Genomic DNA, 21425 nt, shown 5'->3' on the forward strand with positions numbered 1-21425 from the left:
ATGGCGGGAGTCCGCCCGGGGCGGAGGGATCGGTCACGCCACCCCGTCGGGATCGGGGAGCAGCACGACCCGGTGGGCATGGGCCTCGGCGGCGACGGTGGCGTCGCACGCGGCGACCACGGTGATGCCCGCGGCGGCGACCCGGCGCAGTTCGTGCCACGCGCCGTCGCTGATGACGGTGGTCGTCACGGCCGGACCCCGGTGCCAGGGCGCGTCGTTGAGCGCGTGCTGGAGCGCTGAGCGCTGCGGGCCGGGCGGGCCGACGACGGCGATGAGTTCGCCCGCGGGCGCGGACAGCGCGATGTCGGTGGCGGTCGGTGGTGCCATGTCTGCCCCTCTGCTCGGTTCTCCTCCGGTGACACCCCTCGTGCGGCGCGCGCACAAGGCAGACAATGAGCGTTTTGCTCACGGATCGACCAAGGTGTACCAAGGATGAGCACGATCAGACGCGCGGCACTCCGGGATGCCGGGTCACGGTCCGGGGGACGGACGCCTGTTCGGGCACGCGCGGGGCGTCCCGGTGCAGCACGAGCAGCGCCATGTCGTCGGTGAGACGGCCGCGGGTGTGCCGCATGTAGGCGGCGCGCACGGCGTCCACCAGGGCCCGGGCGCACAGCGTGTGGCCGCCCGCGGCACGCGCGGCGCCTTCCAGGGCCGCCGCCAGCGGGAAGAACGTGCCGTCCGCGTCCCGGGCGTCCGCCACGCCGTCGGTGTGCAGGAACAGCGCCTGCCCGGGCAGCAGCCGCCCGCAGCGCACCGCCTTCGCCCCGGCGGCCGCGTCCACCAGCCCCAGGGGCGGAAGAGGTTCCCCCGCGTCCAGTGGCAGCGCCAGGACGCTGCCGGGCCGGTCCGCGGACAGCCGGTAGGGGCCGGGATGACCGCAGTTGAGGACGTCGACCTGGCCGTCCTCGTCGAGCTGGAGCAGCATCAGGGTGACGAACTCCTCGGCGGCGAAAGGGCGTTCCTGGATGTGCCGGGCGAGCGCCCGGTCCAGCCGCGCCAGCAGCCCGCCGAGTTCCGGCTCGTCGTACGCGGCCTCCCGGAAGGTGCCGAGCAGCGCCGCGACGGTGCCGATGGCCTCCAGTCCGTGGCCGCGCACGTCGCCGATGACGGCGCGCACGCCGTGCGGCGTGGCCAAGACCTCGTACAGATCGCCGCCGACATGCGCGCCCCGGCTGGCGGACACATGGTCGGCGGCGACCGTCAGATCGTTCACCCGCTGCGGGAGCGGGCGCAGCAGCACCCGCTGGGCGGCGAGCGCGACCTCCCGGGTGCGGGTCAGTTCGGCGGCGAGCCGTCTCCTGCGGTCGGCCAGCCAGAAGCAGGCCGCCAGCACCGCGACGACCGCCACCGCGGCACCGGCCCGCGGTCTGCCCGGCCCCGGTACGAAGAGCGCGGCCACCGCCAGCCCGCCGCTCAGCGCGACGCAGCGCCGCCGTCCGGTGCCCGCGCAGGCGAGCGCGGGCGCCGCCGCGACACCGGGCAGCCACTCCTCCCCGCCGGGCACCCCGCAGGCCAGCCCCAGTACGGCGGCCACCCACGCACCCGGCCACATGAGGAGCAGCCACCCCCGCACCCGGCCCGTCACCGCCATGGCCACCCTGGGTCCGATCATGCCGCCGGGCTCCCCCTCGCAGCCGTCGCTCCCGCGTCGAGCGGGGCTGGTTCGCCCCCGATTCTGTCGACCGACCGGCCGGGAACCGGCCTCTCCCCTGCCGGTTCACCCGATCGTGCGACGTGACCCTTATGTGGCCCGGCCGGGGGTATTGGGGTGATCGTCCCCGCCCCTCGTGCCCCCCGTGCACCGCATCGCCCGGACACGCGCGCGGGGCGCACCCGGTGATCCGAGTGCGCCCCGCGCCGAGCCGGCGCCGGTTCCCCGGCACCCTTGCCGTCCTACGCGCCGCGCAGGGAGGCGCCGGTGCGCTCGGCCGCGACGGCGACCGCGGCGTCACGGGCCGCGGAGGCCTCCTCCGCGGTCAGCGTGCGGTCGGCGGCACGGAACCGCAGCGAGTACGCCAGTGACTTCTTCCCGGCACCGATCTGGTCGCCGGTGAAGACGTCGAACAGGCGCAGCGCCTCCAGCAGCCCGCCGGCCCCGGACCGCAGGGCCGACTCGACGTCGGCGGCCGGGACGGAGGCGTCCACGACGAGCGCGACGTCCTGGGTGGCGACCGGGAAGGCGGACACCGTGGGGGCCGCCACCACGCCGGCCGAGGCGCGCTCCAGGCGGTCCAGGTCCAGTTCCATGGCGGCGGTGCCCTCGGGCAGGTGCATCGCCTTGATGACCCGCGGGTGCAGCTCGCCCGCGTTGCCGACGAGGACCTCCTCGCCGTCCGCGACGGCCAGCAGCGCCGCGCAGCGGCCCGGGTGGAACGGGGCGTGCCGGTCCTGGCGGACGATCAGCTCGACCCCCGCCTCGCGGGCGACGATCCGTCCGGCCTCGACGGCGTCGGCCCAGGCCGCGGCGCGGCCCTCGCCCCACCAGCCGGCCTGCTCGCGTGCGCCCGACAGGACCACGGCGACCCGGCGGGGCTGCCGCGGGAGGGCGGCGTCGAGCGCGGCGATCTCGGCGTCGGTGGGACGCCGGTCGACCGGCAGCCGCGGCGGCGCGGGCTCCTCGCCGCTGGGGCGGAAGACCAGGCCGGTCTCGAAGAGCGCGAGGTCGTGCGCGCCGCGTCCCACGTTGCGGCGCAGGGCGCCGAGCAGGCCGGGGAGCATGGTGGTGCGGAGCGCGGGCTCCTCGTCCGACAGCGGGTTGGCGAGCCGGACGGTGATGCGGCGGGGGTCGTCCGCGTCCAGGCCGAGCTGGTCGAAGACGCCCTCACCCAGGAATGGGTAGTTCTGCACCTCGACGTAGCCCGCCCCGGCGAGCGCCCGGCCGACCCGGCGGCGCAGCTTCTGCGACTCGGTCAGCCCGCGGCCGGAGGGCAGGTTCGGCAGCGTGGAGGGCAGGTTCTCGTAGCCCTCCAGCCGGATGACCTCCTCGGCGAGGTCGTTGGGGTCGCGCAGGTCGGGGCGCCAGGACGGCACGGTGACGATCAGCTCGTCGGCCCCGTACACGTCGCAGCCGACCTGCTGGAGCCGGCGCACGACGGTCTCGCGGCCGTACTCCCGGCCCGCCACCTTGTCCGGGTGGTCGGCGGGGATCGTGAGGGTGTGCGGCGCGGAGGGCGCGGTGATCTCGGTGACGCCGGCCTCGGCGGTACCGCCCGCGAGCAGCACCAGCAGGTCCACGGTGCGCTGCGCGGCGGCGGACGCGGCCAGCGGGTCCACGCCGCGCTCGAAGCGCTTGGACGCCTCGGAGGACAGCTTGTGGCGGCGCGCGGTGCGGGCGATGGCGACCGGGTCGAAGTGCGCGGCCTCGATGACGACGTCGGTCGTGGTGGCGCCCGTCTCGTCGATCTCGGTGTTGGCCCCGCCCATGACGCCCGCCAGGCCGATCGGCCCGCGGTTGTCGGTGATGACCAGGTCCTCGGGGTCCAGGACCCGGACCTGTCCGTCGAGCGTCGTCAGCTTCTCGCCGGGCTGCGCGCGGCGCACGCCGATCGCGCCCTCGACGCGCTGCCGGTCGTACGCGTGCAGCGGCTGGCCGAGCTCCAGCATCACGTAGTTGGTGACGTCGACCGCGAGCGAGATCGGCCGCATGCCGGCCTTCTGCAGGCGGCGCTGCAGCCACACCGGCGAACCCGCCTCCGGGTCCAGCCCGGTGACGGTCCGTGCGGTGAAGCGGTCGCAGCCGACCGGGTCGGAGACCTTGACCTCGTAGCCGTAGGAGTTCGGGCCGGGCACGTCGAGCAGCGCCGGGTCGCGCAGCGGCAGGCCGTAGGCGATCGCCGCCTCGCGGGCGACGCCGCGCATCGACAGGCAGTAGCCGCGGTCGGGGGTGACCGCGATGTCCAGCACCTCGTCGACGAGCTCCAGCAGCTCGATGGCGTCGGTACCCGCCTCGTGCTCCGGCGGCAGGACGATGATGCCGTGCGACCCGTCGTCCCCCATACCCAGCTCGGCGCCCGAGCAGATCATGCCGTGCGAGGTGCGGCCGTAGGTCTTGCGCGCGGCGATCTCGAAGTTCCCGGGCAGCACACCGCCGGGGAGGACGACCACGACCTTGTCGCCGACGGCGAAGTTGTTCGCGCCGCAGACGATCTCCTGGGGCTCGCCGGTGCCGTTGGCGATGCCGACGTCGACGGTGCAGAAGCGGATCGGCTTCTTGAAGCCCGTCAGCTCCTCGATGGTGAGCACCTTGCCGACCACCAGCGGGCCCTTGAGGCCGGCGCCGAGCTGCTCGACGGTCTCGACCTCGAGGCCGGCGGAAATGAGCTTGGCCTGGACGTCGCGGCCGGACTCGCCGGCGGGCAGGTCGACGTACTCCCGCAGCCAAGAAAGCGGGACCCGCATCAGATCTCCATCCCGAACGGAAGGGTGAAGCGCACGTCACCCTCGACGATGTCTCGCATGTCCTCGACGTTGTGACGGAACATCAGCATGCGCTCGATGCCGAAGCCGAAGGCGAAGCCGCTGTACTTCTGCGGGTCGACGCCGCAGGCGGTGAGCACCCGCGGGTTGACCATGCCGCAGCCGCCGAGCTCGATCCAGCCCTCGCTGCCGCAGGTGCGGCAGGGCCGGTCCGGGTTGCCGACGGACTCGCCGCGGCAGACGTAGCAGACCATGTCCATCTCGGCGGACGGTTCGGTGAACGGGAAGTAGTTCGGGCGGAGCCGGGTCGTGATGTCCGCGCCGAACAGCGACTGGACCATGTGGTCGAGGGTGCCCTTGAGGTCGGCCATGGTCAGGCCCTCGTCGACGGCGAGCAGCTCGACCTGGTTGAAGACCGGGGTGTGCGTCGCATCGAGCTCGTCGGAGCGGTACACCCGGCCGGGGCAGATCACGTAGACCGGGGCGTCGCGGCCGAGCAGCGAGCGGATCTGCACCGGGGAGGTGTGCGTGCGCAGCACGACACCGCTCTCCTGCGGGTCGGACCCGGCGGGCTTGTCGCCCTCGACGAAGAAGGTGTCCTGCATGGTCCGGGCCGGGTGGTCCGCCCAGATGTTGAGGGCGTCGAAGTTGAACCACTCGGTCTCGACCTCGGGGCCCTCGGCCACCTCGTAGCCCATGGCCACGAAGATGTCCTCGATCCGCTCGGACAGCGTGGTCAGCGGGTGCCGGGCGCCGCGCGGGGTGCGGTCGTAGGGCAGCGTGACGTCCACTGCCTCCTCGACCAGCACGCGTTCGTCGCGCTCGTTCTCCAGCACCTCCTGGCGGGCCTTGAGCGCCTGGTTGACCGCGCCGCGGGCCTGGCCGACGCGCTTGCCGGCCTCCGCCTTGGCGTGCGGCGGCAGCGCGCCGATCTCACGGTTGGCCAGGGCGAGCGGCGAGCGGTCCCCGGTGTGGGCCACCTTGGCCTCGCGCAGCGCGTCGAGGTCGGCGGCTTCGGCGATCGCGGCGAGCGCCTCGTCGCGCCGGCGCTCGATCTGTTCCGGTTTCAGTGCCTCGACCTCGACAGGGTCGTACGACTTGTTCGGTGCCGACATTTCTTCCCGTTCCGATGTGGGTGATGGCGTGGCCGACCTGCCTGCCCGACCGCTGAATGCCAAGGGTCGAGTCTATCGGGGCCACGGGGAAAGGCTGGTCACGCCCGTCGGGGCCGGTGGAGGACCACGCGCGCTCAGGCCAGGAAGGCCGGCGCCCCGACGGGCAGGATAAATCGGAACTGGGCGCCCTTGCCGGGCGCGCGGCCCACGATGATGGTGCCGCCGTGGGCCTCGACGATGCCCTTGACGATGTACAGCCCCAGGCCCGTTCCGCCGCGCTTGCTGCCCCGCCAGAAGCGGGTGAAGACGCGGTTCATGGACTCCTCCGGGATGCCTGGTCCCTCGTCGCTGACGGTCACCGCCGTGCCGGCCTGGTCCCGCTCGCGCGGGGTGTCGGCCGGGCGGGGTGCCGCGGATACGTCAATGGTGACAGTTCCCTCGCCGTGGCGCACGGCGTTTTCCAGCAGGTTCCCGAGGATCTGGTCGACCTTGTCGGGGTCGGCCCACAGTTCCGGGAGCGGTTCCGCCACCCGGACGAGGAAGCGGTCCGGCGAGTCCCCCGCGGCGACGAGCGCGCCCACGTGGCGCCGGATCGCGGCGACCATGTCGACCCGCTGGCGCCGCACCTCCAGCCGGCCGGAGTCGATCCGGGAGATGTCGAGCAGTTCGGCGATCAGCCGCGTGACGCGGTTGGCGTCGGCGTCGACGGTCTCCAGCATGAGCTTCTTCTGGTCCTCGGTGAAGCGTTCCCACTTCGCCAGCAGGGTGGCGGTGAACCCTTTGACCGAGGTGAGCGGCGAGCGCAGTTCGTGCGCGACGGTGGCGATCAGCTCGGCGTGGCTGCGCTCGGTGCGCCGCCGGGCCTCGGTGCCGCGCAGCGCGACGACCAGCCGGCGCACCGGGCCGGTGGGGTGGTCGCGGACGTAGCGGGCGGAGACCAGCACCTCGCGTCCGCCGGGCAGCAGCAGGTTGCGCTCGGGCTGCCCGGTGCGGGTGGACAGCCCCTCGTACGGCTGGGTGAGCTGCCACCAGCGGCGGCCGTCCAGGTCCTCCAGCGGCAGTGCCCGGTCGATGGGCAGGCCGATGACCCGGGCGGGTTCGAGCGCGGTGATGCGGGCGGCGGCGGCGTTGAAGCAGACGACCAGTCCCCGCTCGTCGGCGACGACGAGGCCGTCGGGCAGTTCGTCGGTCGTGATGCCGAACTCGGTCAGGACGGCGGTCCAGGCCGGCAGCTCGCGTGGCGCCGTACCGTCGGTCGTCCTGACGTCCATTGGCGCAACCCCCTCTCCAGGGCGGTCCCCGGGGCGCCACCCTACTAGCTCAGGGTTACCGTGCGGCACCCTCCGGGAGCACGCTGCGCCCGGGCGGAGGCGTAGAGGCACACGGCGGCGGCCGTGGCGAGGTTGAGGCTCTCGGCGCGACCGTGGATGGGGACGCGCACCACCTCGTCCGCCAGTGCGCGGGTCTCCTCCGGCAGGCCCCAGGCCTCGTTGCCGAAGATCCAGGCCGTCGGGCCGCCCATCGTGCCCTCGTCCAGCTCGGCGTCGAGGTCGCGCTCCCCCGCGCCGTCGGCGGCCAGCAGCCGCACGCCGGCCCCGCGCAGGCCTTCGACCACGGTCTCCATGGGGACGCCGACCGCCACGGGCAGATGGAACAGGCTACCGACGGAGGCGCGCACGGCCTTGGGGTTGTACAGGTCCACCGAGGCGTCGGTCAGCACGACCGCGTCGGCGCCGGCCGCGTCGGCGCAGCGCAGCACCGTGCCCGCGTTGCCGGGGTCGCGCACATGGGCGAGGACGGCGACCAGCCGCGGCCGGGCCCGGAGGATCTCCTCGAACGGGGTGTCCAGGAAGCGGCAGAGGCCGACGACACCCTGGGGGGTGACGGTGTCCGACATCTCGGCGACGACCTCGTCGGTCGCGGTGAGCACCGGCACGCCGGCGGCCCTGGCGGCGGCGACGATCCCGGCGTGGCGCTCCGCGGCCTCGGGGGTGACGTAGACCTCGACGAGATGGGCCATCGCCTCGCGCACGGCCTGCGGCCCCTCGGCCAGGAAGCGGCGCTCCTTGCCGCGGAAGCTGCGCTTGGCGAGGCGGCGTGCCGCGACGACGCGCGGGGACCGCAGGGATGTCAGCTCGGGGCCGGCCATGGGGGTGCACTCGATTCGGTCGGGTCTGGCGGGCTTGCGGGGGCGCACGGCGACGGCGCCCCGGACATACCTCGGACCCGCAGGCACGCGGCCTGCGGGTCCGGAAGGAGCGTGGGTCAGGCCGCCTTCGGGGCGTTGACGTCGCTCGGAAGGGCCTTCTGGGCCACCTCGACCAGCGCGGCGAACGCGTTGGCGTCGTTCACGGCCAGCTCCGCGAGGATCTTGCGGTCCACCTCGACGTTGGCGGCCTTCAGACCCTGGATGAAGCGGTTGTAGGTGATGCCGTTGGCGCGGGCAGCGGCGTTGATGCGCTGGATCCACAGCTGACGGAAGTCGCCCTTGCGCTTCTTGCGGTCGTTGTAGTTGTAGACGAGGGAGTGGGTGACCTGCTCCTTCGCCTTGCGGTACAGGCGGGAACGCTGACCGCGGTAACCGCTGGCCTGCTCGAGGATCGCCCGGCGCTTCTTCTGGGCGTTGACTGCCCGCTTGACGCGTGCCACTTGATAACTCCTTTTGAGGGACCGCGGAAGTCGTCACACGGTCCGAAAGCGAATGGGTCCCGGTCCAGCGGCGCGCCCCCTGGTCGAAGGGGGCGTGCCGTCACTTGCCGAGAAGCTTCTTGATCTTCTTGGCGTCGGGCTTGGCCAGGACAACCGTGCCGGTCAGGGCGCGGGTCTTCGATGACGGCTTGTGCTCAAGCAGGTGGCGCTTGCCGGCGCGCTCGCGGATCACCTTGCCGGAGCCGGTGATCTTGAATCGCTTGCTCGCACCGCTGTGGGTCTTGTTCTTCGGCATGCGCCGTAGTCTCCTCGTCGCTGGCCCTCCCGTCCGCCCGGGGGCGGACGGAGAGCGTCAGTCCTTCGTTTCCTGGCTCGGAGCGGTGCTCCGGGCCCTGGCGTAGCCGCCGGACACCGGTCCGGTGGCGTCAGCCGGCGTCGGCGGGAGCGTCCTGCTGCTGCTCCTGCTCCTCACCGTGCTCGTCGGCGGGGTCGAACTCGTCGTCCGGGCTGCCCGGCAGGCGACCGGCCTTGCGGGCGGCCTGCGCCTCGCGGGCCTCGGCCATCGCCTCGGTCTTCTTCTTGTGCGGACCGAGGACCATGATCATGTTGCGGCCGTCCTGCTTCGGCGAGGACTCCACGAAGCCCAGGTCCTGGACGTCGTCCGCGAGCCGCTGCAGCAGCCGGAAGCCCAGTTCCGGGCGCGACTGCTCACGACCGCGGAACATGATCGTGATCTTGACCTTGTCGCCCTGCTTGAGGAACCGGACGACGTGACCCTTTTTGGTGTCGTAGTCGTGCGGATCGATCTTCGGCCGGAGCTTCATCTCCTTGATGACCGTGTGCGCCTGGTTCTTGCGCGCCTCACGGGCCTTCATGGCCGACTCGTATTTGAACTTGCCGTAGTCCATGAGCTTGCAGACCGGCGGGCGTGCGTTCGCCGCCACCTCGACGAGGTCGAGGTCGTACTCCTGCGCAAGCTCCAGTGCCTTGGCAAGCGGCACGATGCCGACCTGCTCGCCACTGGGACCGACGAGTCGCACCTCGGGGACGCGAATCCGGTCGTTGATGCGGGGCTCGGCGCTGATGGGGCCTCCTCGGTAGCACCACGCGGCTGACTGGCCGACAGCCGCGTAACATCTGTGTCGTTGGTTGCCGCCCGCGAGAAGACGCAAAAAACGCCCCTAGCGGGTCACAGGCGGGCTCCTCACAACCGGGAGCACCGCCGCGGTATTCCCCGCGGGGCGCGTCGGGCACCGCGCCCTCGTCGAGGACACGTCGCCTGACCGGTGACCCGTCGGCCTCCGGGGCCGGCAAGGTGGGAGATCGGAGCTCCACTTGTGGGCTGGTCCCCACCGCGTCCATGGGCTCCACCGGATACTGCTTCGGTGTGCCGCGCGTCCGCGGAGAGTTGTCCAGCCGGTCGATCGTCAAGCATACCAGCCATCGACCGCAGACCGTAATCGGACGGCGTGGGCCTATCGTGTGAGGCATGAGCGACGCCACCTCCCAGCACGAGTCCCCCTCCGCGGACCGCCCCGACTTCGACACGATGACCCGCGACATCGCGGACGTTCCCGCGGTCGAGGTGATCACGACGGTCGCGGTGCACCTGATGAGCGCGGCGGCGGTGAACCTCGGCCTCGCGGAGGAGGGCGACCAGCACAAGGACCTCGACGAGGCGCGCAAGCTGATCACGGCGCTGGCCGGGCTGATCACCGCGGGCGCGCCCGAGATCGGCTCCTACCACGCCGCCCCGCTGCGGGACGGCCTGAAGTCGCTGCAGCTCGCGTTCCGCGAGGCGTCCACCGTCCCGGACGCCCCGGGCGAGGGCCCCGGCGAGAAGTTCACCGGTCCCGTCCACGGGTAGAGCCGGGGCAGCGCCGTCAGCGCGTGAAGAGGGGCTCGCCCGGCAGCGTCGCGCCGTCGGGCAGCAGGGCCAGTTCGATACCGCGCACGAGGGCGCCCCGCAGCACCTCGTCGCCCGCCAGCGCGGCGGAGACGCGCTGCGCGACGGCACGTACGTCCGCGGCGGGCCCCAGCACGATGCCCAGGGTGCCGTCCGAGCCGGCGGAGGGCACCAGGTGGGCGCGCAGTACGTCCGGCTCTCCGGCGACGGCCGTGCGCAGGGCCGCGCGGACGGCAGGGTCGGCCAGCGGGTCGCCGCTGCCGCGGCCGGCGGCGACGGCCCGCAGCGCGGCCCCGGTCAGGGCGTAGGGAACCGGGCCGGCGATGTCGACCAGCAGCGTGTCGGCCTTCTCGTGGACCAGCGCCTGCAGGGCCTGGCCCAGGGGCACGGCCACGGGACGGGCGTCCGCGCGCCAGCGGGCCAGCGACGCGGTCGAGGTGAACGCGGGCAGGGCGCGGCGGCCGTCGGCCTCGATGGTGGGCACGGCCATGTCGCTGGTCTTCTCCCGGCGCAGCCCCCCGGGCCCCTCCTCGGTCTCGCCCAGCAGCGCGACGACCGGCACCAGCAGGCGCGCGCCCGGGAGCGCGGCCAGCACCTCGTCCTCCGCCGACGGGTCGGCGCCGAAGGCGGTGAGTGCCGCCGCCAGCCGGGGGTCGGCGGAGCCGTCGTCGTCGGGGAACCCGGAGTCCGGGATGTTCTTGGGAGGCACCCCCCGAGGGTAGCCGCAGGACTCGGGGCGATTGTTACCGGTCCTTAATGCCTCTCTCATGGGACCCGCAGGTTCGGTCCCTAGCTTCACGGACATGGCACCCGACTCGTCCGCCCCGTGGCGACGCCGGTTCGCCGGCCGCCGTCGTGACCGCTCCCGTGAACGCTCCGGCCCGGAGGGCGCGCGCCCGCACGGGGCGGTGCGCGACGTGGCGGCCGTCGCGGTCGTGACGACCGCGGCGCTGACCGCCGTGCTGTCCGTGTCCGCGACCCACCGGCATGTGCCGGCCGCGCCGGTCCCGGCGGTGCCCGGGACGACGACGCCGGAGGTGCCGGCGGACGTGGTCTCGGGCGAGGCCGAACGACACGTGGAGGTGGACTTCGACGACGTCGTCGGCACGGCGCTCGCGGGCGTGACCGGCGGCGGCCGCGCGGAGTACTCGGTCGCGATCACGGACACCGCGTCGGGGGACAGCGCGGTGTACGGACAGGGGGCGTACGACACCGCGAGCATCGTCAAGGTGGACATCCTCGCCGCGCTGCTGCTCCAGGCGCAGGACGCCGGGCGGGCCCTGACCGCGCACGAGCGGGCCCGGGCCGAGGTCATGATCGAGGACAGCGACAACGCGGCGGCCCTGGAACTGTGGCAGCGCATAGGGCGCGCCGCCGGTCTCGACGCGGCGAACAAGCGCCTGGGCCTGACGGGGACGACCGGCGGCGGCGGACTGCTGTGGGGGCTGACGCAGACCACCGCGGCGGACCAACTGACACTGCTGCGGGGGGTGTTCGGATCACACGGAGTGCTGGACACGGCCTCGCGCACCTACATACGCCAGTTGATGGGCCGGGTCGACGCGGGCCAGAACTGGGGGGTGACGAGCGCGGCCGACGGCGACTTCGAGGTCAAGAACGGCTGGCTGCAACGGAGTACGACCTCGCTGTGGGACATCAACAGCATCGGCCGGATCACCTCGGGCGGTCACACCTACCTGGTCGCCGTCGTCTCGCGCGGCAGCGCGACACAGGCCGAAGGCATCGCGCTGGTCGAGGACGCGGCCGAGGCGGCGGTGGCGGCGTTCACCAGGGCTGCGGGCGGTTCCGCCGCGTCGTGAACCGGGGCCGCAGCCACAGTGCGGCCGCGACACCGACCAGGACGGCGCCGGCGGCGGCGAACGCGGCGGCGATCCCGTCGCCGAAGGTGTCCCCGTGCACGGCGGCCGCCGCGCGCGCGGCGCCGGGACCGGGGCCGAAGTACCTGCGCGGGTAGCGGGCGGGGCTCGGGGCCGGGCTCTGCGGCCGCAGGTGGTCCGCCGCCGCGAGGGCCGCTGCCGGGTCCACCAGTCCGTAGCCGACGGAGTCGCTGCGCCCGCCGGGCGGGGCGTCCCGCGCGGTGTCCTCCAGCAGCCGCTTGACCTGGGCCGGGCTCAGCTTCGGATGCGCGGAGCGGATGAGCGCGACGGTGCCGGAGACGTAGGCCGAGGCCGTACTGGTGCCCCACCCCTCGTAGTAGCGGCGGTTGGGGTCGGCGATGACCACGTCGACGCCGGGCGCGGAGACGGCCGCGTACCAGCGCCGGGTGGAGAAGGCGGCGCGGGTGCCGTAGCGGTCGACGGCCGCGACGGCGATGACGCCCGGGTACGCGGCCGGGTACGAGGCCCGATTGCCCTGCTCGCCGCCGTTGCCCGCGGAGGCCACCACGACCACGCCCTTGCTCAGGGCGTACTGGATGGCGTCGTCCTCCTGCGCCTCGGGGTGGGCGGTGCGGCTGTCGTCGCCGAGGGAGAGGTTGATGACGTCCGCGCCGTGGTCGGCGGCCCACCGGATGCCCTCGGACAGCGCGCCGCCGCGGGTGGTGCGGGCCTTCTTGCGCTGCGGGTCCTTGTCCTCCAGTATCACGCGCACCGGGAGGATCTTGGCCTCGGGCGCGATGCCCATCACGCCGTCCTCGCCGCCGGGACCGTGGCCGTGGCCCGCGATGATGCCCGCCATGCCGGTGCCGTGCCGGGCCCACGCGTCGTCCCCGCGGCCGTCGCCGAAGCCGATCAGGTCCTTGCCCTGGAGCACCTGCCCGGTCAGGTCGGGGTGGGTGTCGTCCACGCCGGTGTCCAGGACGGCGACGGTGACGCCGCGGCCCTTCGTCGTCCGCCACGCGTCCTGTGCGTGCAGGGCGTCCAGCGCCCAGTCCGCGTCCCGTACCGCGTCGGCGTGCGCCGGGACGACCGGGACCAGGGCGAGTCCGGCGGCCGCGACCACTGCCGCGGCGACGCGCCGCATCGTGCCGGCCCTCATCGCGCGCCTCCCGAGGGGGACGCCGTCAGCGACCGCGCGGCCTGCCGGACCCGGCTGCCGACGGTGTCGGCGAGGGCCTTGGCGTCGTGGCCGAGGCCGGCCTGGGCGGGGGCCGCGGTGGCGCCGTCGGCGACCGCGGAGGCGACGGGCTGGGGGACGGCGGTCTCGCGGCCGTCGGCGAAGCCGCTGACCGCGTACACGACCACGGGCAGGTCGGCGGCGATGTCCACGGTCCAGGTGGCGCGCTGCTTGTCGCCGAAGCCCGCCGACACCGTTCCGGGGAAGGCGACCGGACGGGGCATCAGGTCGGCGCGGGAGCCGAGCCGCTGGGTGGTCCACCGGTCGTGGAGCCCGCGCATGACCGGGGCGCCGGCCGAGGTGACGAGGAGTCCGACGGTCGTCACCGCCCCGGCCGAGGCGTCGGTGTACGTGGCACGGAGCAGCTTCACGCAGCCGGCCGGCCGCAGCACCTGGGCCAGCAGCGGGTCGAAGGCCTCGGCACAGCCGCTCGGCGGGGCCACGCCGATCCGCGTCCAGGTGCGGTCGGCGCCGCCGGGGCCCGCGCCGCGGCCGTCCAGTACGGGCGGGAAGAGCGTGTCGACCGGCGTGCTGTGCCACAGGGCGCGGGCCTGCGCGAACTGCCGTGCGCTGATCTGCGCCGCGGTGGGGGCCGGGGTGGCGGGCTCGTGGTTGATCCACAGTCCGGCCGCCGCTCCGCCGAGCAGTCCGAGGCCGAGCACCAGGCAGAGCGCGGCCGCGGCCGCGCGCGGCCGGGCCTGCGCGGCGTGGGCGGCGACGCCCGGCGGACGCGGCGGCGGGGCGGGCTGCGGGACGGGCGAGGACCACGCGATCGCGGGCGGGTGGCCCGGCTGCGGCGGCAGGCCGGCGATCCCGGGCCAGCCGGCGCCCGCGGGGCCGGCCGCGGCGGGCGGGGGCCAGGCGGCGGAGGTGGGGGGTATGGGGCGCGGTGACCAGCTCGGCCGGGGGGTGGTGCCCCCGCTGTCGAAACCGGTGCTCACCCGGTGCCCCCTCACGGCCGGTTCGGACACGGCCTGTTCGCGCATTGGACCTGCGGCGTCACTCTACTGGTCGTGGGCGCCCCGCGCGGTGCGAGTACGGATCACTTGCCCCTACCGCTCGGTAGGGGCATTCTGGCAAGCTGCGCGCATGTCTGATCGCGCAGCAGACCGGGCCCGCTACGACCGGGCCACCGCCGACCTCGACGCGCCCTTGGCGGTCGTGGACCTGGAGGCGTTCGACGCCAACGCCGCCGACCTGGTACGACGTGCCGGCGGCAAACCGATACGGGTGGCCTCGAAGTCCGTGCGCTGCCGGGCGCTGCTGGAGCGGGTGCTCGGCCGCGAGGGCTTCGCCGGGATCATGTCGTACACGCTGGCGGAGTCGGTGTGGCTGGCCCGCTCGGGCTTCGACGACGTGCTGCTCGCCTACCCCTCGGCGGACCGTGCCGGCTACGCGGAAGTGGCCTCGGACCCGAAGCTGGCGGCGGCGGTCACGGTCATGGTCGACGACGTGGCCCAGCTCGACCTGATCGACTCCTCCCGCGCGGGCGGTTCGGAGATCGTGCGGGTCTGCCTGGAGATGGACACCTCGCTGCGGATGCTGGGCGGCCGCGTCCGCGTCGGCGCGCTGCGCTCCCCGCTGCACCAGCCCGCCCAACTGGCCGCGCTGGCGGGCGAGGTGGCCCGGCGGCCCGGCTTCCGCCTGGTCGGGATCATGGCGTACGAGGGGCATGTGGCCGGGGTCGGCGACGCGATCGCGGGACGTCCGGTGCGCTCGCGGGCGATCCGGCTGATGCAGGCGCGGGCGCGCAGGGAACTGGCGGCGCGACGGGCCGCGGTCGTGCGGGCGGTGCGGGAGGTCGCGCCGGGGCTCGAGTTCGTCAACGGCGGCGGCACGGGCAGTGTGCAGAGCACGGCCGCCGAGGACGCGGTGACGGAGATCGCGGCCGGGTCCGGGCTGTACGTGCCGCGGCTGTTCGACAACTACACCTCGTTCCGGGGCCGCCCTGCGGCGCTCTTCGCCCAGCCGGTGGTCCGGCGCCCGGGGGTCGGCGTGGTGACCGTGCTCGGCGGCGGCTACCCGGCCTCGGGAGCGGCGGGCGCGGACCGGCTGCCGGTGCCGTACCTGCCGGAGGGGCTGCGCTACGACCCGCAGGAGGGTCCGGGCGAGGTGCAGACCCCGCTGATCGGGTCCGCCGCGGACGATCTGCTGATCGGCGACAAGGTGTGGTTCCGGCACGCGAAGGCGGGCGAGCTGTGCGAGCGGTTCGACACGCTGCGGCTCGTGGAGGGCGACCGGGTCGTGGCGACGGTCCCGACGTACCGGGGCGAGGGCAAGACGTTCCTCTAGAGGTCGCGCGCACGCCTCCGTGCGCGCCGGGGCACCGGCGGGAACGGAGGCGTGCGGCGGGCGGGTCAGATGCCCGTGCCGCCCCCGGAGCCGACGGCCTTGATGCCCTTGACGATGTCGTCCATCACCGAGAGTTCCGGCGCCTTGTCGTTGATGTCGAAGCCGGAGCGGACCAGCACGAGCCTGGCGGGGTCCTGCGGCGAGGGGAACACCAGCGACTGGACGTAGCCGTCGTCGCCCTTCTTCGTGACGACCTTCCAGCGCACCAGCCAGCCCTGCTGGCCGGCGACCGTGGTCTTCTGCGACAGCAGTTGCGTGTGCGAGGTGAGACCGCCGTAGATCTTGCCGCCGTAGGACTCCTCGGCATTGCCCGCGATGTCCTCCTTGGCCGCGGCCTCGGCGGTGGTGGACTTCAGCTTCACCGCCGCGGCGGGCATGGAGAAGACGCCGCCGCGCACGCAGGTGTTCGCGGTGTCGCCGGGGCAGGCGTACTCGCCCACGGTGAGCTGGGCGAGCCCGTCGCGGCTCGTGCCGCCCGTCCAGCTGTCGGGGACGGGGAGGCTGATGCCGTCCACCAGGTCGACGGCGAAGCCGGGGTCGGCCTTGGGCAGGTTGTCCTGGCCGCCGCCGGGGCCGCCGCCCGGGCCGTTGCCGTCGGGGCCGTTCCCGCCCTCCCGGCCGGGGCCGGGGGCCGTGACCGAGGGGGCGGGCCGGGCGGAGTCCGCGCCGGAGTCGCTGCCCCTGCCGAGGGCGACGACGCCGCCGACGACCGCGCCGGCCACCACGACCGCGGCGACGACGGCGATCGCGATCAGGCCGCCGCGCCGCTTGCGCGGCGCGGCGGGGAAGGCGGCGGGGTACGCCGGCCAGCCCGGCGCCCCGGCGTCGAACACCGGGGCGGGGACCTGGGTGCCGCGGGTGTACTCGGTCCACGCGGACCCGTCCCACCAGCGCTCGAGTGCCGGGCCGTTTCCTGTCTGCCCGGGTTCTGGGTACCAGCCGGGCGGGGTCGTCATGGTCACGGGCGTCACCCTAAGGCCAGGGCCCTAAGATTCCCGTCAGACCACCGGTCACAGAGGGGTCACGTACGCCCCCGCGATCCCGCCGTCGACCAGGAACTCCGCACCGGTGATGAAGGACGCGTCGTCACTGGCGAGGAAGGCCACGGCGGCCGCGATCTCCTCCGCCTCCGCGAAGCGCCCGACGGGGATGTGCACCAGCCGGCGGGCGGCGCGCTCGGGGTCCTTGGCGAACAGTTCCCGTAGCAGCGGGGTGTTGACCGGTCCCGGGCACAGCGCGTTGACCCGGATGCCCTCGCGGGCGAACTGCACGCCCAGTTCGCGCGACATCGCCAGCACGCCGCCCTTGGAGGCGGTGTACGAGATCTGGGAGGTCGCCGCGCCCATGACCGCCACAAAGCTCGCGGTGTTGATGATCGAGCCCTTGCCCTGCCGCTGCATGTAGGGCAGCGCCGCCTTGCAGCACAGGTAGACCGACGTGAGGTTGACCTCCTGCACCCGGCGCCAGGCGTCGATGCCGGTGGTGAGGATCGAGTCGTCGTCGGGGGGCGAGATGCCGGCGTTGTTGAAGGCGACGTCGACCGAGCCGTAGGTGTCGTACGCGGTCCGGAACAGGGCCTCGACCTGCTCGGCGTCGGTGACGTCCGTCCTCACGAACAGCCCGCCGACCTCCTCGGCCGCCGCCTTGCCCGCGCTCTCGTCGATGTCGGCGCACACGACGTGGGCGCCCTCGGAGGCCAGCCGGCGCGCCGAGGCGAGCCCGATGCCGCTGCCGGCGCCGGTGACCACCGCCGTCCGGCCCACCAGGCGGCGGCACACCGCTGTCTCTGCTTGCGTCATTGCCGGGATCACTCCTCCGTGCTGATGAAGACGTTCTTGGTCTCGGTGAAGGCGGCCAGCGCGTCGGGGCCGAGCTCGCGCCCGAGCCCCGACTGCTTGAAGCCGCCGAACGGTGTCCAGTAGCGCACCGAGCTGTGGGAGTTGACCGACAGGTTGCCGGCCGCGGTGCCCCGGGCGAGCCGCAGGGCGCGGCCGACGTCACGGGTCCAGATCGAGCCCGACAGGCCGTACGGGGTGGCGTTGGCCAGCCGCAGCGCGTCGGCCTCGTCCTCGAAGGGCAGGACGACGGCGACCGGCCCGAAGACCTCCTCCACCGCGACGCGCTCCCCCGGGTCGGCGGGCGCGAGCACGGTCGGCGGGTACCAGAAGCCCTTGCCCTCCGGCGCGGTGCCGCGGATCGCCGCGGGCGCCGCGGTGGCCACGTACTCCCGCACCCGGTCGCGCTGCACGGCGGAGATCAGCGGTCCCATCGCGGTCGCGGGGTCGGCCGGGTCGCCGACGCCGACGGCCAGGACGGCGGGCTCCAGCAGGGCCATGAACCGGTCGTACGCGGTGCGCTGCACGAGGATGCGGGTGCGGGCGCAGCAGTCCTGTCCGGCGTTGTCGAGGAAGGACAGGGGGGCGGTCGCCGCCGCCTTCTCCAGGTCCGCGTCGGCGAAGACGATGTTGGGCGACTTGCCGCCGAGTTCGAGGGTGACCCGCTTGAGGGTGTCCGCGCCCTTGGCCATGATCTGCTTGCCGACCCGGGTCGAGCCGGTGAAGACGATCTTCGCCACGCCCGGGTGCTCCACCAGGGCGTTGCCCGCGACGGGCCCCCGGCCCGGCAGCACCTGGAAGAGGTGCTCGGGCAGCCCGGCCTGAAGCGCGAGCTCCGCGAGCCGCAGCGCGGTCAGCGGGGTGGTCTCCGCGGGCTTGAGGATCACCGCGTTGCCCGCCGCGAGCGCGGGGGCGGTGCCCCAGGCGGCGATGGGCATGGGGAAGTTCCAGGGCGCGATGACGCCGACGACGCCCAGCGGTTCCAGGAAGGTGACGTCGATGCCGCCGGGCACCGGGATCTGACGTCCCATCAGGCGCTCCACCCCGCCGGCCGCGTACTCCAGCAGGTCGCGGACGTTGCCGGCCTCCCAGCGCGCGTTGCCGATCGTGTGACCGGCCTGCCGCACCTCCAGGGCGGCCAGTTCCTCCACGTGGCCGTCGACCGCCGCCGCGAAGCGGCGCAGCAGCCGGGCCCGGTCCGCCGGGGCCAGGGCCGCCCAGGCGGTCTGGGCGCGGGCGGCCCGCGCGACGGCGGCGTCCACGTCCGCGGGACCCGCCGCGGGGACGGTGGCGATCACCTCCTCGGTGGCCGGGTTGAGCACTTCCAGGGTGTCCAGCACATCGGGCACTGCGGGCCTCACATGCGTTCGAAGGAGCGGTAGCGCTCCCAGTCGGTCACGGCGGTGTCGTACGCGTCCTGCTCGACGCGGGCCATGTTCGCGTAGTGCTCGACGACCTCGTCGCCGAACGCCGCCCGCGCGATCGGGCTGTCCTGCCACAGGGCGGCGGCCTCGCGCAGCGTGGTGGGGACGTGTGCCACGCCGTCCGCCGCGTAGGCGTTGCCCGTCACGGGCTCGGGGAGGGCGAGCTTGTTCTCCACCCCGTACAGGCCGGCGGCGACCATGCCGGCCACGGCCAGGTACGGGTTCACGTCGCCGCCCGGCACACGGTTCTCCAGGCGCAGCGCGGCCGGGGAGTGGCCGACGACGCGCAGCGCGCAGGTGCGGTTGTCCGGGCCCCACGCAACGGCGGTCGGGGCGAAGGAACCGGGCCGGAAGCGCTTGTAGGAGTTGATGTTGGGCGCGTACAGCAGCGCGAAGTCGCGCAGCGCGGCGAGCTGCCCGGCGAGGAAGTGGCGCATCGTCTCCGACATCCCACCCGGCTCCTCCCCCGCGAAGACGGGGTTGCCGTCGCCGTCGCGCAGAGAGAGGTGGATGTGGCAGGAGTTCCCCTCGCGCTCGTTGTACTTGGCCATGAAGGTCAGCGCGTAACCCTCCTGCGCCGCGATCGACTTGGCGCCGGTCTTGTAGACGCTGTGCTGGTCGCAGGTGACCAGGGCCTCGTCGTAGCGGAAGGCGATCTCGTGCTGCCCGAGGTTGCACTCCCCCTTGGCGGACTCCACGCGCATGCCGGCCGCGCCCATCTCGTTGCGGATGCGGCGCAGCAGCGGCTCGATGCGGCCGGTGCCCAGCAGCGAGTAGTCGACGTTGTACTGGTTGGCGGGCGTCAGGCCGCGGTAGCCGCTGTTCCAGGCCTGCTCGTAGGTGTCCTTGAAGACGATGAACTCCAGCTCGGTCCCCGTGTACGCGGTCCAGCCGCGCCCGGCGAGCCGCTCCAGCTGCCGGCGCAGGATCTGCCGGGGCGAGGGGCCGACGGGTGCCGCGTCGTGGTCCAGCAGCCGCAGGTCGGCGATGACCAGGGCGGTTCCCGCGTCCCAGGGGGTGCGGCGCAGCGTGCCGAGGTCGGGGTGGAGGGCGAAGTCGCCGTAGCCGCGCTCCCAGGACGACAGGGCGTAGCCGTCGACGGTGTTCATGTCGGCGTCCACGGCCAGCAGGTAGTTGCAGCCCTCGGTGCCGTGCTCCAGGACGTCGTCGAGGAAGTGGCGTGCGGCGCAGCGCTTGCCCTGGAGGCGGCCCTGCATGTCGGTGAAGGCCACGACCACGGTGTCGACCTCGCCGGAGTCGACAAGACGCCTCAGGTCGTGGGTGCTGAGCGGGGCTGTTCGGTGCTCCACGGGTGGTCACCTCTTCTACCGGCCGACAGGTGATCCAAAAGTACGGGCCGGGAGGGCGGGTTGGGTACGGTGCGGGAAGAAATCCGCGCGTCGCCGGGAGGCTCATGTGGCCCGTCCGCTCATCGGGATCAGCACCTACTGGGTCGGTTCCGCCCGCTGGGGTGCCTGGGAGCTGCCCGCGGCCCTGCTGCCGGCCGGGTATCCGCTGCTGGTGCAGCGCGCGGGCGGGCTCGCCGCGATGCTCCCGCCGGACCTGCCGGAGCTGGCCGCGCAGACCGTGGCGCGGCTGGACGGGCTCGTCGTGGCGGGCGGCCCGGACGTCGACCCGGGGACCTACGGGGCGGAGCGCGACCCGCGCACCGACCCGCCGGCCCGGGAGCGCGACGCCTGGGAACTCGCCCTGATCGGGGCCGCTCTGGCGGGCGGTGTGCCGCTGCTGGGCATCTGCCGCGGCATGCAGCTGCTCAACGTCGCCCTCGGCGGCACGCTCGTGCAGCACCTGGACGGCCACCGCGGACCGGCCGCCGGGGTCTTCGGCGGCCACGTCGTCAAGCCGGTGCCCGGCACGCGGTACGCGGCGGCGGTCCCGGAGGCCGTCTCCGTGCCCACCTACCACCACCAGGCGGTCGACGCCCTCGGCCGGGACCTGCTGGTCGCCGCCCATGCCGAGGACGGCACGCCCGAGGCGGTCGAGCTGCCCGGGGAGGCCTTCGTGCTGGGGGTGCAGTGGCACCCGGAGATGGACGGCACGGACGACCGGGTGATGCGGGCGCTGGTCAGAGCTGCAGCTTGAAGCCGACGTGGGAGCCGGTGAAGCCGAGCCGCTCGTAGAAGCGGTGCGCGTCGGTGCGGGAGACGTCGGAGGTGAGCTGCACCAGCGCGCAGTCCAGCCGGCGGGACTCCTCGACGGCCCACTCGATCATCGCCGTCCCCAGGCCGCCGCCGCGGGCCGAGCGGTGCACGCGCACCGCCTCGATGACGGAGCGCGTCGCGCCGCGCCGTGAGAGCCCGGGGATCACCGACAGCTGCAGCACGCCCACGAGCCGGCCGTCCCGCTCCGCGACGACGACGTGCTGCCCCGGGTCCGCCGCGACGCGCTCGAACGCCGCGAGGTACGGCGCCATGTCGTCGGGGGTCTCGCGGCCGCTGCCGAGCGCGTCGTCGGCGAACATCGCGACGATCTCGGGCAGGTCGGCGGGCGTGGCGGGGCGCATGTGCAGGTCACTCATGCGGTTCACCCTAGGGTCGGCGGCGGCCCGGCCGGGAAGCGGGGTTGGCGCGTGCACGACCGTTGACAGTGGGCCGCGGTGCTCCCTAGGCTCCGCAAGGGTGTTTGAAAC

General features: G+C 74.0%; 21 protein-coding genes. 4 read left to right on the forward strand and 17 right to left on the reverse strand.

The window, feature by feature from the left end; genetic code table 11:
- Positions 1–33: 33 nt before the first annotated feature.
- The 9 genes from ACIP9H_RS19630 to infC all read right to left on the reverse strand — a co-directional run bounded on the left by ACIP9H_RS19630 (position 34) and on the right by infC (position 9268).
- Positions 34–327 carry a hypothetical protein gene (locus ACIP9H_RS19630; RefSeq protein ID WP_401588979.1) on the reverse strand — a complete coding sequence of 98 codons (294 nt, stop codon included), beginning with the start codon at positions 325–327 and terminating at the stop codon, positions 34–36.
- Positions 328–442: 115 nt separating this feature from the next.
- Positions 443–1615 (reverse strand): PP2C family protein-serine/threonine phosphatase, encoded by a 1173-nt coding sequence (locus tag ACIP9H_RS19635; protein ID WP_401588982.1) that lies wholly within the window; start codon positions 1613–1615, stop codon positions 443–445.
- Between the two features lie 281 nt (positions 1616–1896).
- Complete coding sequence (pheT, locus tag ACIP9H_RS19640; RefSeq protein WP_401588985.1) at positions 1897–4401, reverse strand: phenylalanine--tRNA ligase subunit beta; 2505 nt, start codon at positions 4399–4401, stop codon at positions 1897–1899.
- On the reverse strand, positions 4401–5534 hold the full coding sequence (gene pheS, locus ACIP9H_RS19645; protein WP_401588988.1) for a phenylalanine--tRNA ligase subunit alpha: 1134 nt from the start codon (positions 5532–5534) through the stop codon (positions 4401–4403). Before pheS ends, pheT begins: the two co-directional genes overlap by 1 nt.
- 134 nt (positions 5535–5668) lie before the next feature.
- Positions 5669–6805 (reverse strand): ATP-binding protein, encoded by a 1137-nt coding sequence (locus tag ACIP9H_RS19650; RefSeq protein WP_401588991.1) that lies wholly within the window; start codon positions 6803–6805, stop codon positions 5669–5671.
- Positions 6806–6849: 44 nt separating this feature from the next.
- On the reverse strand, positions 6850–7683 hold the full coding sequence (locus ACIP9H_RS19655) for a TrmH family RNA methyltransferase (protein ID WP_401959926.1): 834 nt from the start codon (positions 7681–7683) through the stop codon (positions 6850–6852).
- Between the two features lie 116 nt (positions 7684–7799).
- Complete coding sequence (rplT, locus tag ACIP9H_RS19660) at positions 7800–8183, reverse strand: 50S ribosomal protein L20 (RefSeq protein WP_018564305.1); 384 nt, start codon at positions 8181–8183, stop codon at positions 7800–7802.
- Positions 8184–8283: 100 nt separating this feature from the next.
- Complete coding sequence (gene rpmI / locus ACIP9H_RS19665; RefSeq protein WP_319662038.1) at positions 8284–8478, reverse strand: 50S ribosomal protein L35; 195 nt, start codon at positions 8476–8478, stop codon at positions 8284–8286.
- Between the two features lie 130 nt (positions 8479–8608).
- Positions 8609–9268 carry a translation initiation factor IF-3 gene (gene infC, locus ACIP9H_RS19670; RefSeq protein ID WP_360906508.1) on the reverse strand — a complete coding sequence of 220 codons (660 nt, stop codon included), beginning with the start codon at positions 9266–9268 and terminating at the stop codon, positions 8609–8611.
- A gap of 404 nt (positions 9269–9672) precedes the next feature.
- Between infC and ACIP9H_RS19675 the strand changes: the two genes are divergently transcribed.
- Positions 9673–10050, forward strand: a complete 378-nt coding sequence (locus ACIP9H_RS19675; RefSeq protein WP_319662037.1) for a DUF1844 domain-containing protein — start codon at positions 9673–9675, stop codon at positions 10048–10050.
- 16 nt (positions 10051–10066) lie between these two features.
- Here ACIP9H_RS19675 and ACIP9H_RS19680 read toward each other — a convergent pair whose 3' ends face one another.
- Positions 10067–10798 carry an SseB family protein gene (locus tag ACIP9H_RS19680; protein WP_401588998.1) on the reverse strand — a complete coding sequence of 244 codons (732 nt, stop codon included), beginning with the start codon at positions 10796–10798 and terminating at the stop codon, positions 10067–10069.
- 94 nt (positions 10799–10892) lie between these two features.
- Between ACIP9H_RS19680 and ACIP9H_RS19685 the strand changes: the two genes are divergently transcribed.
- Positions 10893–11909 carry a serine hydrolase gene (locus tag ACIP9H_RS19685; protein WP_401589001.1) on the forward strand — a complete coding sequence of 339 codons (1017 nt, stop codon included), beginning with the start codon at positions 10893–10895 and terminating at the stop codon, positions 11907–11909.
- Here the strand turns inward: ACIP9H_RS19685 and mycP are convergent.
- Positions 11875–13086, reverse strand: a complete 1212-nt coding sequence (mycP, locus tag ACIP9H_RS19690; RefSeq protein WP_401589004.1) for a type VII secretion-associated serine protease mycosin — start codon at positions 13084–13086, stop codon at positions 11875–11877. The two genes, ACIP9H_RS19685 and mycP, sit on opposite strands and share 35 nt — an antisense overlap.
- On the reverse strand, positions 13083–14105 hold the full coding sequence (locus tag ACIP9H_RS19695) for a hypothetical protein (RefSeq protein ID WP_401589007.1): 1023 nt from the start codon (positions 14103–14105) through the stop codon (positions 13083–13085). The genes mycP and ACIP9H_RS19695 overlap by 4 nt, the downstream gene beginning before the upstream one ends.
- Before the next feature lie 148 nt (positions 14106–14253).
- On the opposite strand from ACIP9H_RS19695, the gene ACIP9H_RS19700 reads away from it, so the two are divergent.
- The gene (locus ACIP9H_RS19700) at positions 14254–15456 is read left to right on the forward strand and encodes an amino acid deaminase/aldolase (protein ID WP_401589010.1); all 1203 of its coding nucleotides are present in this window, start codon (positions 14254–14256) and stop codon (positions 15454–15456) included.
- 65 nt (positions 15457–15521) lie between these two features.
- On the opposite strand, the gene ACIP9H_RS19705 is transcribed toward ACIP9H_RS19700, so the two are convergent.
- From ACIP9H_RS19705 to ACIP9H_RS19720, 4 genes are read right to left on the reverse strand one after another with little or no spacing between them, the layout of a single operon-like run.
- Complete coding sequence (locus ACIP9H_RS19705; RefSeq protein ID WP_401589475.1) at positions 15522–16472, reverse strand: DUF2510 domain-containing protein; 951 nt, start codon at positions 16470–16472, stop codon at positions 15522–15524.
- Between the two features lie 54 nt (positions 16473–16526).
- Positions 16527–17315: a 3-oxoacyl-ACP reductase gene (locus tag ACIP9H_RS19710; protein WP_401959928.1), complete on the reverse strand. Its 789-nt coding sequence runs from the start codon at positions 17313–17315 to the stop codon at positions 16527–16529.
- Positions 17316–17323: 8 nt separating this feature from the next.
- Complete coding sequence (locus ACIP9H_RS19715) at positions 17324–18691, reverse strand: aldehyde dehydrogenase family protein (RefSeq protein WP_401589478.1); 1368 nt, start codon at positions 18689–18691, stop codon at positions 17324–17326.
- Positions 18692–18708: 17 nt separating this feature from the next.
- Positions 18709–20085 carry a glutamine synthetase family protein gene (locus ACIP9H_RS19720; RefSeq protein ID WP_401589016.1) on the reverse strand — a complete coding sequence of 459 codons (1377 nt, stop codon included), beginning with the start codon at positions 20083–20085 and terminating at the stop codon, positions 18709–18711.
- A 106-nt stretch (positions 20086–20191) separates the two neighbouring features.
- Here ACIP9H_RS19720 and ACIP9H_RS19725 point away from each other — a divergent pair, with 106 nt between their 5' ends.
- Positions 20192–20878: a gamma-glutamyl-gamma-aminobutyrate hydrolase family protein gene (locus ACIP9H_RS19725; protein WP_401589019.1), complete on the forward strand. Its 687-nt coding sequence runs from the start codon at positions 20192–20194 to the stop codon at positions 20876–20878.
- Here the strand turns inward: ACIP9H_RS19725 and ACIP9H_RS19730 are convergent.
- Positions 20862–21314: a GNAT family N-acetyltransferase gene (locus ACIP9H_RS19730; RefSeq protein WP_401589022.1), complete on the reverse strand. Its 453-nt coding sequence runs from the start codon at positions 21312–21314 to the stop codon at positions 20862–20864. The two genes, ACIP9H_RS19725 and ACIP9H_RS19730, sit on opposite strands and share 17 nt — an antisense overlap.
- Between the last annotated feature and the right edge of the window lie 111 nt (positions 21315–21425).

It is taken from the genome of Streptomyces sp. NPDC088732 (genome assembly GCF_044751205.1).
Lineage (GTDB): Bacteria > Actinomycetota > Actinomycetes > Streptomycetales > Streptomycetaceae > Actinacidiphila.